We start from the raw sequence: 15,568 nt of genomic DNA on the forward strand, positions 1-15,568 counted from the left end.
TTGCGGATCAGCGAGCTGCGACCCGCACGTCAGCGCCGACTACATCGATTGCGCCCGGCAACGGACGGCTCGACGCGTAGGCGATGCAACCGCCGCCTTTGCCTTTGACGTTGTTGCACATGGACTGAGCGGAAGCCTTGGCAAAGCCGGCCGCCGCAACGCGATAATAGATCTTACCATTTACGCGAGCCTTTGTGATCACACGTTCGGCATCGCCGAGTTCGGGGTAACGCTTGCGAAACTGCTTCCACGCTTCATTGGCGTCGGACATCGAAAAATACGAACCGAGCTGTACGTTGTAATCGCCACCGCGAGCGAGGCTGGCAGGTGCGGTGCTCTGTTTCATGCGGGACACTGCCGGTTTGCTGTCTGCAACCGGCATGGCTTGCACAACCTCGTTGCTTACGAAGCGGATACCCCCCCCGGTCGGCACGAGGCCGGCATCTGCAAGACTTGCATCCGCACTGTCCATACTGACACCGGCTGGACCTACTGGCGGGAGCTCGGCGGCAAACGCAAAATCGCTCTGTGCGGAGCTCGCGACCGGTTCTTCCATTTCGGCCGCGGCGAGCATGTCCACGCTCGGATGATTGGCGAGGGCGAGCATCTGCGGCTGGCCGGGATCGGCCTGCGGGCGCACGCCGATCAGGCTCGCGATGCGGGTCATGAAAGCTTCGGGTTGGATCATCGCGGCCCATTGAGAGATCCGATCGCCCACCTCGTTTGCCGGTACGTCTTCCGAAACCATTACGCGCGCTGCGCGCCAATTGCCTTGCAAGGCATAGGCATAAGCAAGATTCTGGCGCACCTTCGGGGTATTCTGGCCCGAACGCAGTGCATTGCTCAGCACGTTGACCCCGTGATCAGGACGACCGGCGAGCGCAACGGCTAGACCGAAATCGGCCGGATCGAGCATGCTGTCGAATTGCTGAAGCGTGCCAAGCGCCCCAGCCTGGTCGCCGATAGCAATCTGCGAGAGCGCGTAACTGATAATCGTCCGGGGCGCGGTGTCACCCAATTCGATCGCCTCTGCAAAAGTGGTTGCCGCCGATGCGAAGCGTCCGTCTTCGAGATAGGCGTTGCCCAGAAGAGTACGGGTATTGGCATCCCGGGGCGCGGCAAGCACAGCGGCTTCGGCATACTCCACAGCCTTGGACGCCTTGCCCTTCAACAGTGCCGTTTCGGCATGTTCCGCCGAATATGCATGGCTTGGCGCTACCTTCCCCGTGCATCCGGTCAGCGCGGTGGTCGCCAGTGCCGTTGTGACGGCGAGCTTTACGAACCGCTTGCTCGTGGCTTTCGTCTCAATGCTCATTCTTACCCCCTTGACGGCGATCCCGCGACGTCGGTGTTTACTTGTTACCGTGCTGCACCTGGGCAGCGAGGCTTGCGATTTCCGGCATTTCGGCGAGCAGTGCGTCGAGCGCATCGGTCACCAGCTGCTGCGCACTACGGCCGCGCACGGTACAGGCCAGTCGCAGCATCAAATGGCGTTCCTGATCGAGCCGGAGCGTGAAAGCTGCTCGCTTGCCCTGTAATTTGGCCGACTTGCGTACGACGGTCTTGCTAGCCCGCTCCGGTTTTTCCAGATGTGCCTGGATGCGATCCAAGGATTCGCGCACCTGGTTTGGTGCGTTGTCTTCACCCACTGGGCGGCGTGCGCTTGGCTGCGGGGCGATGGCCACAACCTTGTCCTGCAGAGGCGCGGCCGCCGTGGTCTTTTCCTGAAGAGGTGAATGCGCCGCGAGTTCTTCCTCGCCCATATCGTTCCAGCCCAGATCTTCGAGATTGGCCGCAGCTTCTTTGCCGTCGACCGGTCCCGGAATTCCAGACTGAGGACGCATGGCAGGCTTCGCGCCGCCCTTGCGTGCCAGCAGGGTGGAGGAGAGAGAGGCGAAATTGGCGTCAGACATACGGCAGTCTCCGCCCGAAGGGTCTTACTGTGCCACGCGGCGGCCGAAGCCGCCGGCGGGACGATGGGCACCGGGCATCACGTTCTGTGCGTTCGGTGCGGCGAAGATCGTGCGACGGAAATTCTTTTCCAGACGGTCGGCGATATACTTCCACAGGGCGGTAACTTCGGCTGCCGAACGGCTTTCCGGATCGACCTCCATCACGGTCCGGCCGTCGATCATCGAGGCGGCGAAATCGGTGCGATGGTGCAAGGTTATCGGCGCGACCGTGCCGTGCTGCGACAAGGCGACAGCGGCTTCGGAAGTGATCTTGGCCTTGGGCGTCGCGGCGTTGACGACGAATACCAGAGGCTTTCCGGCCCGTTCGCACAGGTCGACCGTGGCGCCGACGGCGCGTAGATCGTGCGGGCTGGGGCGGGTCGGCACGACGATAAGTTCGGCAACTGATATGACCGATTGGATAGCCATGGTAATGGCTGGCGGCGTATCGAGCACGGCCAGTTTGAAGCCCTGCTGCCGCAAGATGGCAAGATCAGTGGCAAGCCGTGCAACCGTGGTCTGGGCGAAAGCGGGATATTCATCCTCACGCTCGTTCCACCAGTCTGCCAGCGAACCCTGGGGGTCAATATCGATCAGAACGACCGGCCCTGCTCCGGCGCGTTGGGCCTGAACGGCCAGATGTCCCGAGAGTGTGGTCTTCCCCGATCCACCCTTCTGCGATGCCAATGCCAGTACACGCAAGACTTGGTCCCCCTGGTTTGCGCCTGTATCCAATTTACCTTTGCCGCAAACATCTGCAGCGGCCTTGGCATGGCAATCGCAGACCAGCCCTAATTTTAAGTTAACCGGGCGACATCAATGCCGGCCGAGAACTGGATGTTTGCCTGGCAACACTTTGCTAATAGGTGATTTACTATAGGATGCCTCGGATAAGGTGTGCTCCGGCGCGCCGACGACTATCGAGAGGTTTCATAGTGCATATGGCAAAGACGATCTGGTTCGCCGGCGTGGCAGCCGCTGCAATCGGATTTTCCGTAGCAGCAAACGCCGATGTCAAGGCGGGCGTCGATGCCTGGACCGATGGCAATTTCGCCAATGCCGTACGCGAATGGGCGGGACCTGCCGAACAGGGTGATCCCGACGCACAGTTCAACATGGCCCAAGCCTATCGGCTGGGACGCGGTGTGGATCAGGATGTCGTGCAGGCAGAGGCACTTTACGCAAAGGCGGCGGCGCAAGGACACGTGAGGGCTGCCGATAATTACGGGCTGCTTCTGTTCCAGCGGGGCGCACGCGAGGAAGCAATGCCATATGTGACGGCAGCGGCGCGGCGGGGTGATCCGCGCGCTCAATATCTGCTCGGCATTGCACATTTCAACGGCGATCTGGCCGAAAAGGACTGGCGCCGGGCCTACGCTCTGCTGACGCTGGCCAACTCTACCGGCCTGCCACAAGCCCGCGCCGCAATTGCACAGATGGATGAATATATTTCGCTGGAAGAAAGGCAGGAAGCACAGTCGCTTGCCTCCACCCTGAAGGCGGAGGCTGAAGCTGCCCGGGCCCGCGAACTGGCGGCGGTCGATCTCGCGTTGGGAACCGACAATCCGTCGGTAGCGAGCACACCCTCCCGACCCTCAAAGCCAGGCGCGGATTACACCGTAGCGGCGTTGCCGCCTGCAAATGTACCGGGGCCATCCAAAGATGCGCCTCCTCGTGAAGCAGCGGCAGCATCGGAAAGTACGACTGCCCCCGCTGCTTCTGCACGAGCATCGGCTACGTCCGCTTCGGTAAAGCCGCAGGACGGACCATGGAAGGTGCAATTGGGTGCCTTCGGTGTGCCTGGAAATGCAGAGCGACTGTGGGAAAAACTCTCTAACCGAGCGGAAATCAAGGGCCGATCCCGTCTGCTGGTCAAATCCGGCAGACTTACGGTCCTGTCGGCTGGGGGATATCAATCCCGAAGCGAGGCTGAGGCAGCTTGTAGCGCTCTTAAGCGTGCAGGACAGGATTGCCTCGTTGCGCGCTAAGCCGCGCAGCTTGGCAACGGAACTGGCACTGTTAATGCGGTCCTGAACAGGGAGCCGTGATGCAGGATAATCAGGAATTGGCGCCGGATATGAGCGGGGGTGCGCGCGCGGCGCCGGCGGCAGATGTCGGATCGGGCAGGATCGCCAGCCTGGATTTCATTCGCGGCATTGCGGTCATGGGAATTCTCGCAGCGAATATCGTGGCTTTCGGCCAGCCGATGACTGCCTACATGTTCCCCGGCGCGTTCACCGTTCCGCACAGCGAGGCGGAAAACTGGATGTGGGTGGCGCAGTTCGTTCTGATCGACGGGAAGATGCGCGGACTATTTTCCCTGCTATTCGGGGCGGGCATATATCTGTTCCTGGAAAAGGCCTGGGCGCGCGGGGCGGGCATCTGGCTGCAGGTACAAAGGCTTTTCTGGCTCGGCCTTTTCGGGCTGATCCATTTCTTCTTCATATGGCGCGGGGACATCCTGTTCCTCTACGCCTGTGCGGGGCTGGCTGCGTTGCTGTTTGTCGGCCTATCGCGACGCAAGCAATTGGTCTTCGGTCTGCTCGGTTATTTCGGCGGCGCGCTACTGTATACAGCTTCGGTGGGGTTTCTGCCGCTTGTCGCCGACACGGACATGGGCGCTCAAGCAGGGTACGCCCAATTGGCGAATGAACTCGAACAATCCAAGCAGGACGAGCTTGCCGATGGCCGGCTTGAGACAGAACTCATCTCAGGTGGCCGTTACGCAGAATGGGTGCATCATAATCTGACTGCCCACGCCGACGGGCTACCTTCTTCCCTCTTTCTGTTCTGGTTTGAAACGTTGCCGCTGATGCTGATCGGTATGGCCGCGTACCGCTACGGACTTTTCGATGGTCGGATTGCAAGTCGACAGCAGCGCAGATGGGGATGGGGGCTGCTGTTGACCGGCGCTGTATTCACCTTTCCAGTAGCGTTGTGGGCGAAAAGCGCCGGTCTGACGTATTACGGGACGTTGGCGGCTATGGTTGGCTGGACCATGGGCCCGCGCCTGCTGTGCGTACTGGGCCTGGTCGCCTTGCTCGCACTCTGGGGCCGGAGCGCCGGAGGCTGGCTGGCAACACGTGTTTCGGCTGCCGGGCGCGCCGCTTTCACCAATTATCTCGGCACTTCGATCGTGATGCTGTTTGTGTTCCACGGGTGGGCCGGCGGTTTGTTCGGAAAACTGGGCCGCAGCGAACTTTATCTGGTCATGTTTGCAGGCTGGGTGCTGATGCTCTTGTGGTCGAAGCCGTGGCTCGATCGCTATCGGTTCGGCCCGCTCGAGTGGTTATGGCGATGCTTAACCTATCGGCGGCTTTTTCCGATGAGATGATGAATGCCCTTGCTAATGCGAACGACTCTCACTAGAGATGAGTTTGCGAGTCAGTCGCAGGAGCCTTCTAGTGTACATTTGCATCTGCAATGCCATCCGGGAAAGCGAACTAAGACGCGCCGCTCGTCATGTGTCTGGCGACGCCGAAGCCTGTTATGCTGCCATGGGAAAGTCACCATGCTGCGGCTGCTGCCTCGATGAGGCGGACTGCATTCTCGAAGATGAGCGCGAACTCGGCTACGTGCCGGCAGCAGCCTGAATCTCCGCTAACGCAAATCGCTCGCAAGTGGCGGAATTCTGCCATTTTTTTGGCTTTTCACTTGCTAATCGGCTGTTGGCGTGGGCATAGGCCCGCAACACGTTAATGCAATGGAGCCACCGCGATGAAGGGCGATGAAAAGGTCATCGAGTTCCTGAACAAGGCACTCACTAACGAATTGACCGCGATCAATCAGTATTGGCTCCATTATCGCGTCCTGGCAGATTGGGGCGTGAGCAAACTTGCCGAGTATGAGCGGCACGAATCAATCGACGAGATGAAGCACGCGGATGTCCTGGCGGAACGGATCCTGTTTCTTAACGGCCTTCCCAACTTTCAGGCGATCCACAAGCTGAAGGTTGGCGAAACGGTCGAGGAAATCCTCAAGGCCGATCTGGCGGTCGAAATGGAAGCCATCCCGCTTCTCAAGGATGCCATCGCGCACTGCGAGGAAGTTCGCGATTTTACGACGCGCGAAATTTTCGAACGCATCCTCGAAAGTGAAGAAGAGCACGTCGACTTCTTGGAAACCCAGTTCGACATGATTGCGCGGATGGGCCTCGAAAACTACGTCCAGCTCAATAGCAAGCCGGCAGGGGAAGGCGAAGAAGGCTGAGTGGAAGCCCGGTGGGTTAGTTCACGCGCCAGAAGGTTGCGTAGACACCGCCATGTTTGGACAGCTTCGCAAGACGCTGCTCTCCATCCCAGATTTCGGCGTCCCCATGTCCGACATTGATATCGGCGATCGTGAGAGCGGTCGCGATATCGGGAGCTTCGAGGGCAAAATCCTCGTTACGGAAATCAGTCTTCGCATGGATAGCTACACGGAGCTTGGTCATATCTTGTCTCCTGCCCACTAAGGGCAGCTATGCCATACGCATATGAACACTGGCAGACCGTTTTCTACCGATTGTCGCAGAATCGACTTCGGTTGGTCGCAACCTCAAGAAAAAAAGCGTCAGGACGCTACGGAATCGCGCCGTTCCCGCATACGCTCAAGGTTGCGACGGGCGGCCGTCCGCGTCTCCATCAGGAAAGATCCAAGGCCGGCGACCAGCAACCCCATTGAAATAATCCAGGTCATCGCAACGAGCGTACCGAGCGGCGCATAAACGAAGGCACTGATGAACAGCAATACGATGACGATGCTGATTGCCAGCGCCGATGCTGTGCTGAACATCACAGCGCGCTGGGCGAACACGCGCCGTTTTTCCAGTGCGGGCAGTTCCCTGCGCATTGCGGTGACGTCTCCATCCTCGCCTGCATCGAGGATGCGTTCGATCTTGTTCGCGACCCAGATCAGTCGATTGGTCATGACATTCATGACGGCGCCGATACCAGCAAGCAGGAAAGCCGGTGCCAAGCTGAGCTGGACGACCTGCTGGACGCGCAGGCTCGAACTGGTGCGTTCGAGCAATTCGCTCCCAGGAAGAGTAATCAAGACGTCCAGCAGCACTGCATTCAGTCCTTTTGATACGGATTCTTGGGACTTTTCAGCACGACACGCACAGGCACGGCATCGAAACCGAGCTTGTCACGAATTCCGTTCACCAGATACCGCTCATAACTTTTGGGAAGCATGTCGAGCCGCGTGCCGAACACGACGAAACGCGGAGGGCGGATGCTTGCCTGAGTAATGTAGCGCAGTTTGATGCGCTTGCCCTTGGGGGCTGGAGGCGGATTGGCTTCAAGCGCGTCGTCGAACCAACGGTTGAGCGCTGCTGTTGGAACCCGGCGGCTCCATATCTCCCGCAACTCGAATGCCGCGCCGATCATCTGGTCCAGGCCCTTGCCGGTCTTGGCGCTCACTGCAATGAGCGGCACCCCGCGGACCTGTGCAAGACCTTCGTTCAACGCAGCCCGAATGCCGTTGAAAAGCGCGCTGGCATCTTCCGCAACATCCCATTTGTTGATGGCGATCATCAGCGCACGCCCTTCCTCGAGCACCATACTGGCAATCTTGAGATCCTGTGCTTCAAGCCCCCGCGTCGCATCCAGCAGCAGCACGACGACTTCCGCAAAATCCACGGCGCGACGGGCATCTGCCACCGACAGCCGTTCGAGCTTGTCGACGACTTGCGCCTTCTTGCGCATGCCGGCGGTATCGATCAGCCTTATCTCGCGGCTCTCACCGTCCCGCGGGTCGGTCCAGTCCCAATCGATCGCAATGGAATCGCGAGTAATGCCCGCTTCGGGACCGGTAAGCAGGCGGTCTTCTCCGAGCAGGCGATTGATCAGCGTCGATTTGCCGGCGTTCGGGCGCCCGACGATCGCCAACTTCAGCGGACCAGCGAGCAGGGCCTCTTCGTCTTCTTCATTGATCTCGGCTTCGATCTCGTTCGCTTCGGACTTTGCTCCTATAATTGGCCACAGCCGATCGAAAAGGTCCGCAATGCCCTCGCCGTGTTCGGCGCTGATTCCGGCCGGTTCACCAAAACCGAGGGAGAAGCTCTCATAGATCCCGGCATCGCCCTGGCTGCCTTCAGCCTTGTTGGCGACCAGCACAACAGGCACTCTCTGTCCGCGCAACCAGCGCGCGATTTCTTCATCCAGCGGTGTCAGCCCGACACGCGAATCAAATACGAAAAGCGCCGCATCCGCACCTTCCAGGCTCACTTCGGTTTGCTTGCGCATGCGACCGGGCAAGGTGTCGGGATCATCATCTTCCCACCCGGCTGTATCGACGATCTGGAAATCCAGTCCCGCAATCGTCGCATCGCCGAACCGGCGATCGCGTGTAACGCCGGGTTGATCATCGACAAGCGCGAGCCGCTTGCCCACAAGGCGGTTGAACAGCGTCGACTTACCGACATTGGGCCGGCCAATGATGATCACTGTCGGTTTGGAAGGTGAGGGGTGCATGATGGCTCGGCAAGTGGCGCTTTGCGCGTCGCATTGCAAGCGGATGCGGTCTGCCGCGTAAGCAGGCAGGCGCGTTTGTAAAAAATTAACCCTCTCTTTTTAGCGTGGAACGTATGAAGACAGCACTCGCCATGCTGATACTTGCAGCGTCCGTTCCGGCGGCAGCCGATAGTGCCCAAGCCCTTGATCATCCCGGAAACGAAGAACTCGCACCATACATTCAGTGTGCGCCTTATGCGCGGCAGGTTTCCGGTATTCAGTTATTCGGGGAAGCGCGCACATGGTGGGAGCAGGCACAGGGCCGCTATGCGACCGGTTCGCTACCTAAACCCGGTGCAGTCATGGCCTTTCACCCGCATAGGGGAATGCAATCCGGTCACGTAGCCACCGTCAGTCGAGTGCTCGATTCGCGGCGAGTGTTGTTAGACCATGCCAATTGGTCGCCGGTTGATGGTCGCCGGGGACAGGTCGAACGGGAAGTGCTCGCTATCGATGCATCGCCGTCGAACGATTGGAGCGAAGTGCAGGTCTGGTATGCTCCCTTGGGCAAGGTGGGTACCACCCGTTGGCCCATCGACGGTTTCATTTACGCAGACGGATCACCTCAGATAGCGGCGCAAATAGCCGTTGCTCCGCAGCGCGAGAGGGCATCGAAGCGCTTCGCGCGTGCATTCGCAGATTTTGCGGAATAGTTTCAGTCGGCCTTGGCGATGGGCGGATTGTCGCCAAGGTCCTCGAACCATGCTTCCACTGGCCCATTCAGCTTGAGCGTTAGCGGGTTGCCGCGACGATCCACGGTCTTGCCTGCCTGCACACGCACCCAGCCTTCCGAAATCGAATACTCTTCGATGTCGGTACGCTGCTTCCCCTTGAAACGGATGCCGACCCCGCGCTGAAGCACCTCCATCTGGAAATGCTCGCTCTTCGGGTTGACCGAGAGGTGATCGGGCGGCGTCTGACTTTTTGTTTCTTCGCTCATGCCGCGCGCCGATAATGCGGTGGATGGGCGCGGGCAAGTTCAATCGGGCGGTGGGGGAGTTTCCATGGGACCGCGATCAGGATCGTCATAGTCCGGCTGGGGCGGCTCGAACCCTGGCGGCTCTTGCATCGGCGCTTCGTCCGGCAGGCTGTCGGGCGGCATTTCATCGGGTGACCCGGGATTGATGATGTCGGGATTGATATCTGGTTGAGTAGCCATGTTGTGAATTCCTCTTGGTTCGATCAGGATTTATCCAGCGCTGCTTCGCCGGCACCTTGTTCGCCGCCGTCCTGAGCGGCGCTCAATGATTGTTCGACCTTCTCGTCGTCCTCATCCGAAGGACGGTTCTGGCCTTTCTTAACGCCCTTTGCCGTCGCCTTCGGATCGATGACGGGCGGTGTGTCGGCCGGAGTGGCTGGTTCATCATAATCACGCATGGCAAAAGAACGGTTCGCACCGCGAAGCTGTTCCTTCACCTGTCGCCGCGCTTGCGCATTTGATCGCATCCTACTAGAGGCACGCGCCTACACGCGGAGGACTAGCGCCTTTCGCGCAGCTTCGTTCGGGTTTGCGGGCGTGGCGGAACTGGTAGACGCGCTGGTTTTAGGTACCAGTATCGCAAGATGTGGGGGTTCGAGTCCCTTCGCCCGCACCAGTTTCGCCCGGCGTAAGGCCCAATCGCATATATCGCTTTTGGAAAGTCACGAGTTCATCCATGCAGATCAAAGAGACCACCAACGAGGGCCTCAAGCGCGCCTACACCGTCACCATTCCGGCCAAGGAAATTGACGAGCGCGTCAACAGCGAAGTCAAGAAGATCGCACCGCAGGTGAAGATGCCGGGCTTCCGCCCAGGCAAAGTTCCTGCCAACCTCGTCCGCAAGATGCATGGCGAACAGCTGCATGCGCAGACCCTGAACGACATGATCCGCGAATCGGTCGACAAGGTGATGGCCGACAACAAGCTGCGCCCTGCAATGCAGCCCAGCGTCGAGCTCGATGAGGGATATGAAGAAGGCAAGGACGCATCACTGTCCGTCGAACTCGAAATCCTGCCGGAAATCGATGCACCGGAAGTAGACGGTCTGGCACTTGAACGGCTGACCGTTCCTGTGACCGACGAGCAGGTCGACGAAGCTGTTGAGCGCATTGCGTCGAACAACAAGAGCTACAAGGATGCCGCCAAGACCAAGAAGGCTGCCGATGGTGATCAGCTGATCATCGATTTCGTGGGCCGGGTCGATGGAACCGAATTCGAGGGCGGCAAAGCGGAAAACACTCCGCTTACGATCGGTTCGGGCCAGTTCATCCCAGGGTTCGAAGAACAGCTTACCGGCGTGAAGACGGGCGACAAGAAGACGATCACCGTCACATTCCCCGAAGATTATCCCGCTGAAAACCTCAAGGGGAAGGAAGCGGAGTTCGACGTCACTGTTCAGCAGGTCAAGGTCCCGACCGACACCAAGATCGACGACGAGTTCGCGAAGAACCTCGGCCTCGAAGGCCTCGACAAGCTGAAGGAACTCCTTCGCGGACAGCTTGAACAGGAAACGTCGGGCCTTACCCGTACGCAGATGAAGCGTCAGCTTCTCGACACGCTCGCCGCCGGACACGATTTCGCAGTGCCGCAGGGTATGGTCGATGCCGAATTCGAACAGATCTGGGCCCAGCTCCAGCAGGAAGCAGCGCGTTCGGACGATGCCGAAACCATGCTCAAGGAAATGGAAGACGAAAAGGACGATTATCGCAAGATCGCCGAACGTCGCGTTCGCCTTGGACTGCTGCTGTCGGAAATCGGACAGAAAAACGGTGTCGAAGTGAATGCCAATGAGATGAACATGCTCATCCAGCAGGCTGCACAGCAATATCGCGCCGAAGACCGTGAGCGGTTCATTCAGTACGTGCAGCAGGAACCGATGGCCGCTGCCCAGCTGCGCGCACCGCTGTACGAAGACAAGGTTGTCGATTTCCTCTTCGACAAGGCCGAAATTACCGACCGCGAAGTAACGCGCGAGGAACTCGAAGCTGCAATCGAGGCGGAAGAGACGACTGAAGAGAAGCCGAAGAAGAAGGCCGCGGCCAAGAAAAAGCCTGCTGCCAAGAAAGCTCCGGCGAAGAAGGCCGACGATAAGGACGGCGACGAAAAGCCCGCTGCGAAAAAGGCTCCCGCCAAAAAGACGGCGGCGAAGAAGCCTGCTGCGGAGAAGGCCGACGACAAGCCGGCCGCTAAAAAGCCCGCCGCCAAGAAGGCTCCGGCCAAGAAAGCCGCACCGAAGAAGTAACGCTCGCTGGACGAGTAGCGAAAAGGGGCGGCGAACTCAGGTTCTCCGCCCCTTTTTCGATTTCGGCAGACGCATCAGTCGCCAGGTGACCATGGCTGGAGTGACGGCTCTGGGATCGCCGCAGTACGAGCGCTTTCATATGCTGCCCCGGCTTTCAGCACCAGGTGGTCCGACCATTTTGGACCCATGAAGCTTATGCCCACAGGCAGGCGCTCCACCGCGCCCATTGGCACGGTGAGGTGAGGGTAACCAGCGATGGCAGCGAGCGAGCCCGCGCCAATGCTGCCGTCGAAGTTGTCGCCATTCACAAGGTCGCTTGTCCATGCCGGCCCACGGGTAGGGACCACCAATAGAGCGACCTGGTTTTCCTCAAGCAGACGATCGATGCCGCGATCTGCGGCGAGATGCAGCGCGTTCTTGCGCGCTGCGCGGTAAGCTTGCTCGTCGGTACGCTCGACTGCCATTTCAAACAGGCCCTGGTCGAACCAGCGCATTTCTTCAGCCGCGTTCGCTTTGTTGAAGGCGATAAGATCAGCCAGACTGCGCGGCATATCCTTTCCCGGAAGTGTGGCGAGATAGGCATTCATATCGATGCGCAATTCGTAAAGCAGCGTTGCGAACTCGTCGCGACCCATCTCGTCGCTCGGCTCGAATGCGATTTCGACCAAATCGGCGCCTGCACGGCGCAGATCGTCAAGCGCAGTTTCGAAGATTGCGCGTACATCCTCGCGATCGCCAATCTGGTTGACGAGCACGCCGATACGTACGCCCTTCAGAGATGCATCAGCCAAGCCCGTAGTGAAATCGGTGACATGAGCATCGGCTTCGGCCGTGGCGGGATCGGCAGGATCGCTGCCGGCTATCGCGTTGAGCAACAAGGCCGCATCGGCCACGCTTCGCGCCATGGGGCCCGCGGTATCCTGCGAATGGCTGATCGGGACGACAAGCGTGCGGCTGATCAAGCCGACCGTGGGCTTGAACCCGACGACACCATTGATGCTGGCGGGACACGTGATCGATCCGTCGGTTTCGGTGCCGATGGCTGCCCAGGCGAGATGCGCTGCGACAGCCGCACCACTGCCGGCGGATGACCCACAGCTATTACGGTCGGTGGCGTGCGGATTGCGGGTCAACCCGCCGACCGCGCTCCACCCGCTGGTCGAATTGTTCGAGCGGATGTTGGCCCATTCGGAAAGGTTGGCCTTACCCAGCACCACGCCGCCTGCCGCGCGAAGGTTGGCGATCAGCGGAGCGTCCCGCCCGGTGTTATTGCCGGCCAGTGCGAGGCTACCTGCGGTGGTAGGCAATTCGCGGGTTTCGATATTGTCCTTCACCAGGACGGTCCGGCCCGCCAGTGGCAGTCCGGCCGCTTCCGCCACTCTCGCTTCGTCCGGCGCATTGCGATTCACCGCAATGACCGCATTCAGTTCGGGCCCTACATCGTCGATTGCGGCTATCCGGTCGAGATAGGCGCGCGCATCGTTCTGCGCTTCCTGTGCCGAGAGCGGCGTTGCGGGGGTTGCCCCCAAGGCGATGGCCGCGAAGGCGAGGCTTGGCTTGTTCATCGACGCAGGGTGCCAGCTTGCGGCCGCATTACAAGTCCCCGTTCAGAAATCTCCGCTGATCGTCAGGCGAAAGATCGGTCCGATGCGGCGGTCCGCAAACTCGTGGAACGACACCTCGCCATTGGGGCGCGGACCGTCGTATACCGTTCTTCGAAAGTAATTACGTGCGCCCAGCAATGTGTTGACGGCCTGCGCCCTGACAGTGAGACCGAAGACATCCTTGTGTTCGATGAAGAAGGCATCGAAGAACGGTCCTTCCCATTCACGCCCCTCCTCGTATCGCCGGGCGTAGGGCGCATTGTCGAAATGCTCAACGGTTGCGCCCCAGGCCCAGTCGGTCGAGGGAATATCGTGGCGAAAGTCGATTTGCAGGGCGCCCTCCTGATCGTAGGAAAAGCCACGCGTGATACCGGTGAATGGGTCGTCGACATACATGTAACGCTTGACCGCGACGATGTCGAAACGTGCGCCCTTCCATCCAATCGGGTCCATTTTCAATGTGGCGTTGGCTTCCAGATGAAGGCGCCGTGCATCGCCGATATTTCCGCGGGCTTCTCCGCCGTCAGGTAGCGGGAAGAAATCGATGAAGTCCTCGAACCATGCCTGTCGGGCTTCCAGCTTCAGCGAACCCCAGGGGCCGAACGTCTTGTTCGCTTCCAGCTCGACGTTCCAGCTCTGATAGGGCACCAGTTCATTGTTGCCGCCATTTTCGTTATCGTTGTTGAGCGAGACGCTGGCGAGAAAATCGCCGAACGACAACTGGCTGACGCGCCGGGCCAAAGTCAGCGAGACATCGAAGTCGCTTGTGGGTTTCCACGTCGCTGCCAACGATCCCTTGGGACGCTTGAAGCTTCGCGAATTGGGCATCGCACCGGTTTGCTCGATCTTCGAAAATTCCATTGTCCCGATGGCCTGGACCGATAAGGTGGGCGAGACGGCACGCGAAAAGCTCAAGCTCGTTTCATAGCGATCTTCGCGCACCCCGCCCGTTCCTCCAGGAAAAGGCAGCGAGACAAATTCCCCATCGGGTGCAAGATCGAACAGGGCCGAACTGCGATCCAGCCGGTTGAACGCAGCTTCCCCGGACAATTGCCAGTCGGCCTGCCACAGTTTCCAGCTATACTCCGCTCTCCCGATGCGTTCGCCGTAGCCGTTGGTTTGATCAAAACGAACTCCGGTAGCGGCGCTGCCGTCGTCGAAGCGATCGACCAGCGTCTGGGTGAAATTGTCCCGTTCGTAATTTTCGAGGCCGATCAGCTTGAGCGTTCCGGGGCCAAGCGGAAACTGAATATCGCCGCCAATTTCGTATTGCGGGCCGTTTTCGTGGGTGCGCACCTGGCGTGTGCGGATAGGACCAACGACGGGAATGCCGATTTCCGGCTCCCTGCGATAATAGAAATCTTCTGCATAATTCAGGTTGAGGTTGGCCTGTACGCCGCCGCCGAAATCGTAGGCGAGGGTGGTAGCCAGCTTGGGTTCGTCCGATTTGCCGGAGAAGACCGAATATTGCGTTTCGATCAATTCCCCAGCCCCATCGGTGATTGTTATGGGGCCGTCGGCGCCGAAGCGATTGTTGGGATTGGACAGCGCGACGGTGTAATTCAGTTTGCCGGTCTTGCCGGTGACCGAGATTTCGCCGCCGAAGAGTTCAGCCGCCGTGTTGTGAGGCCTGAAGCCGGTCGTCCAGCGGAACTGGCCGGAAGCCGCATTGCTTTCGTAAACGACATTGGCGACCACCCCGGTCAACCCGGGAATATCGAGCGTGTTGCCGTCGACCAGCTCGATACGCACGACGTCGCTTGCCGGGATGCGACGAAGCTGGTCTGCTACGCTGTCAGATTTGCTGGACAGGCGCTCACCGTTCACAACGACGTTCTGCGTTGCCTGGCCGAGACCTCGCTGGCCCTGATCATTGCCGCCCGTTATTATGAAGCCCGGAATACGCGTAACCATGTCGAGCGCATTGCGCGGGGCGAACTGTGCGAAATATGCAGGATCGAAGGTCCGCGCGGAGCCGCCAGGAGCGTTCGCGACAGGCGTCGCATCCTCTGCCGTAGCCGCATCCTGGGCGAGGGCGGGCGATGCGATGCTGCCGGCGATGACGATGGTGGCAGTAGTAAGCAGCAGTCCGTGCAAACGCATGAAGATTGTCCAATCCCTCTAAAGTTGGACTTTGCGTTTACATCTGTAGGCGAAACGGCCTACGCCGGTTCGACCGACGTCGTTTAACTGCCGATCAACGAATTTGATCGACAACCCGACCGGACGAACGACTGTTGCCGAAAGTATCCCCCGCATTACCAAGCGATGCCTCTTGAACATCGCTCGTTCCATGG

The 15,568-nt window shown here is 59.5% G+C and carries 16 protein-coding genes and 1 tRNA gene; 6 read left to right on the forward strand and 11 right to left on the reverse strand.

What is annotated here, in order from left to right; translation table 11 throughout:
* Positions 1–7: 7 nt before the first annotated feature.
* The 3 genes from AC13F2_RS11815 to AC13F2_RS11825 are packed head-to-tail and all read right to left on the reverse strand — an operon-like array spanning position 8 to position 2,654.
* Positions 8–1,315, reverse strand: a complete 1,308-nt coding sequence (locus tag AC13F2_RS11815) for an SPOR domain-containing protein (RefSeq protein ID WP_482965310.1) — start codon at positions 1,313–1,315, stop codon at positions 8–10.
* Between the two features lie 37 nt (positions 1,316–1,352).
* Positions 1,353–1,913 carry a hypothetical protein gene (locus AC13F2_RS11820; RefSeq protein WP_196846774.1) on the reverse strand — a complete coding sequence of 187 codons (561 nt, stop codon included), beginning with the start codon at positions 1,911–1,913 and terminating at the stop codon, positions 1,353–1,355.
* A 24-nt stretch (positions 1,914–1,937) separates the two neighbouring features.
* Positions 1,938–2,654 (reverse strand): ParA family protein, encoded by a 717-nt coding sequence (locus AC13F2_RS11825; RefSeq protein ID WP_103022487.1) that lies wholly within the window; start codon positions 2,652–2,654, stop codon positions 1,938–1,940.
* Between the two features lie 239 nt (positions 2,655–2,893).
* On the opposite strand from AC13F2_RS11825, the gene AC13F2_RS11830 reads away from it, so the two are divergent.
* The 3 genes from AC13F2_RS11830 to bfr all read left to right on the forward strand — a co-directional run bounded on the left by AC13F2_RS11830 (position 2,894) and on the right by bfr (position 6,161).
* Positions 2,894–3,940: an SPOR domain-containing protein gene (locus AC13F2_RS11830; RefSeq protein WP_482965311.1), complete on the forward strand. Its 1,047-nt coding sequence runs from the start codon at positions 2,894–2,896 to the stop codon at positions 3,938–3,940.
* Between the two features lie 59 nt (positions 3,941–3,999).
* Positions 4,000–5,286 (forward strand): DUF418 domain-containing protein, encoded by a 1,287-nt coding sequence (locus tag AC13F2_RS11835; RefSeq protein ID WP_482965312.1) that lies wholly within the window; start codon positions 4,000–4,002, stop codon positions 5,284–5,286.
* A 383-nt stretch (positions 5,287–5,669) separates the two neighbouring features.
* On the forward strand, positions 5,670–6,161 hold the full coding sequence (gene bfr / locus AC13F2_RS11840) for a bacterioferritin (RefSeq protein ID WP_103022490.1): 492 nt from the start codon (positions 5,670–5,672) through the stop codon (positions 6,159–6,161).
* A 16-nt stretch (positions 6,162–6,177) separates the two neighbouring features.
* On the opposite strand, the gene AC13F2_RS11845 is transcribed toward bfr, so the two are convergent.
* The 3 genes from AC13F2_RS11845 to der all read right to left on the reverse strand — a co-directional run bounded on the left by AC13F2_RS11845 (position 6,178) and on the right by der (position 8,407).
* Positions 6,178–6,384 (reverse strand): hypothetical protein, encoded by a 207-nt coding sequence (locus tag AC13F2_RS11845; protein ID WP_375246947.1) that lies wholly within the window; start codon positions 6,382–6,384, stop codon positions 6,178–6,180.
* Between the two features lie 119 nt (positions 6,385–6,503).
* Positions 6,504–7,001, reverse strand: a complete 498-nt coding sequence (locus AC13F2_RS11850; RefSeq protein ID WP_482965313.1) for a DUF2721 domain-containing protein — start codon at positions 6,999–7,001, stop codon at positions 6,504–6,506.
* Positions 7,002–7,006: 5 nt separating this feature from the next.
* Entirely contained in the window at positions 7,007–8,407 is a 1,401-nt protein-coding gene (gene der, locus AC13F2_RS11855) for a ribosome biogenesis GTPase Der (protein ID WP_482965314.1), read from the reverse strand.
* 113 nt (positions 8,408–8,520) lie between these two features.
* Between der and AC13F2_RS11860 the strand changes: the two genes are divergently transcribed.
* The gene (locus AC13F2_RS11860) at positions 8,521–9,099 is read left to right on the forward strand and encodes a CHAP domain-containing protein (RefSeq protein WP_482965315.1); all 579 of its coding nucleotides are present in this window, start codon (positions 8,521–8,523) and stop codon (positions 9,097–9,099) included.
* Between the two features lie 2 nt (positions 9,100–9,101).
* Here AC13F2_RS11860 and AC13F2_RS11865 read toward each other — a convergent pair whose 3' ends face one another.
* Genes AC13F2_RS11865 through AC13F2_RS11875 form a run of 3 tightly spaced genes read right to left on the reverse strand, consistent with a single transcriptional unit; the run spans position 9,102 to position 9,862 of the window.
* Positions 9,102–9,386, reverse strand: coding sequence for a DUF3297 family protein (locus AC13F2_RS11865; RefSeq protein WP_103022494.1), 285 nt, complete (start codon positions 9,384–9,386; stop codon positions 9,102–9,104).
* Positions 9,387–9,425: 39 nt separating this feature from the next.
* Positions 9,426–9,605, reverse strand: coding sequence for a hypothetical protein (locus AC13F2_RS11870; RefSeq protein WP_482965316.1), 180 nt, complete (start codon positions 9,603–9,605; stop codon positions 9,426–9,428).
* Positions 9,606–9,628: 23 nt separating this feature from the next.
* Complete coding sequence (locus AC13F2_RS11875) at positions 9,629–9,862, reverse strand: hypothetical protein (RefSeq protein ID WP_222827526.1); 234 nt, start codon at positions 9,860–9,862, stop codon at positions 9,629–9,631.
* Positions 9,863–9,956: 94 nt separating this feature from the next.
* Here AC13F2_RS11875 and AC13F2_RS11880 point away from each other — a divergent pair.
* Both AC13F2_RS11880 and tig read left to right on the forward strand, forming a co-directional pair.
* A tRNA-Leu gene (locus AC13F2_RS11880) sits at positions 9,957–10,041 on the forward strand.
* Between the two features lie 60 nt (positions 10,042–10,101).
* Positions 10,102–11,667 (forward strand): trigger factor, encoded by a 1,566-nt coding sequence (tig, locus tag AC13F2_RS11885; protein WP_301642320.1) that lies wholly within the window; start codon positions 10,102–10,104, stop codon positions 11,665–11,667.
* Positions 11,668–11,741: 74 nt separating this feature from the next.
* On the opposite strand, the gene AC13F2_RS11890 is transcribed toward tig, so the two are convergent.
* Together AC13F2_RS11890 and AC13F2_RS11895 are read right to left on the reverse strand one after the other, a co-directional pair.
* Positions 11,742–13,232: an amidase gene (locus tag AC13F2_RS11890; protein ID WP_482965317.1), complete on the reverse strand. Its 1,491-nt coding sequence runs from the start codon at positions 13,230–13,232 to the stop codon at positions 11,742–11,744.
* A 42-nt stretch (positions 13,233–13,274) separates the two neighbouring features.
* Complete coding sequence (locus AC13F2_RS11895) at positions 13,275–15,374, reverse strand: TonB-dependent receptor plug domain-containing protein (RefSeq protein WP_482965318.1); 2,100 nt, start codon at positions 15,372–15,374, stop codon at positions 13,275–13,277.
* Positions 15,375–15,568 lie beyond the last annotated feature (194 nt).

The sequence above is a fragment of the Qipengyuania sp. L-5Y genome (assembly GCF_056859455.1).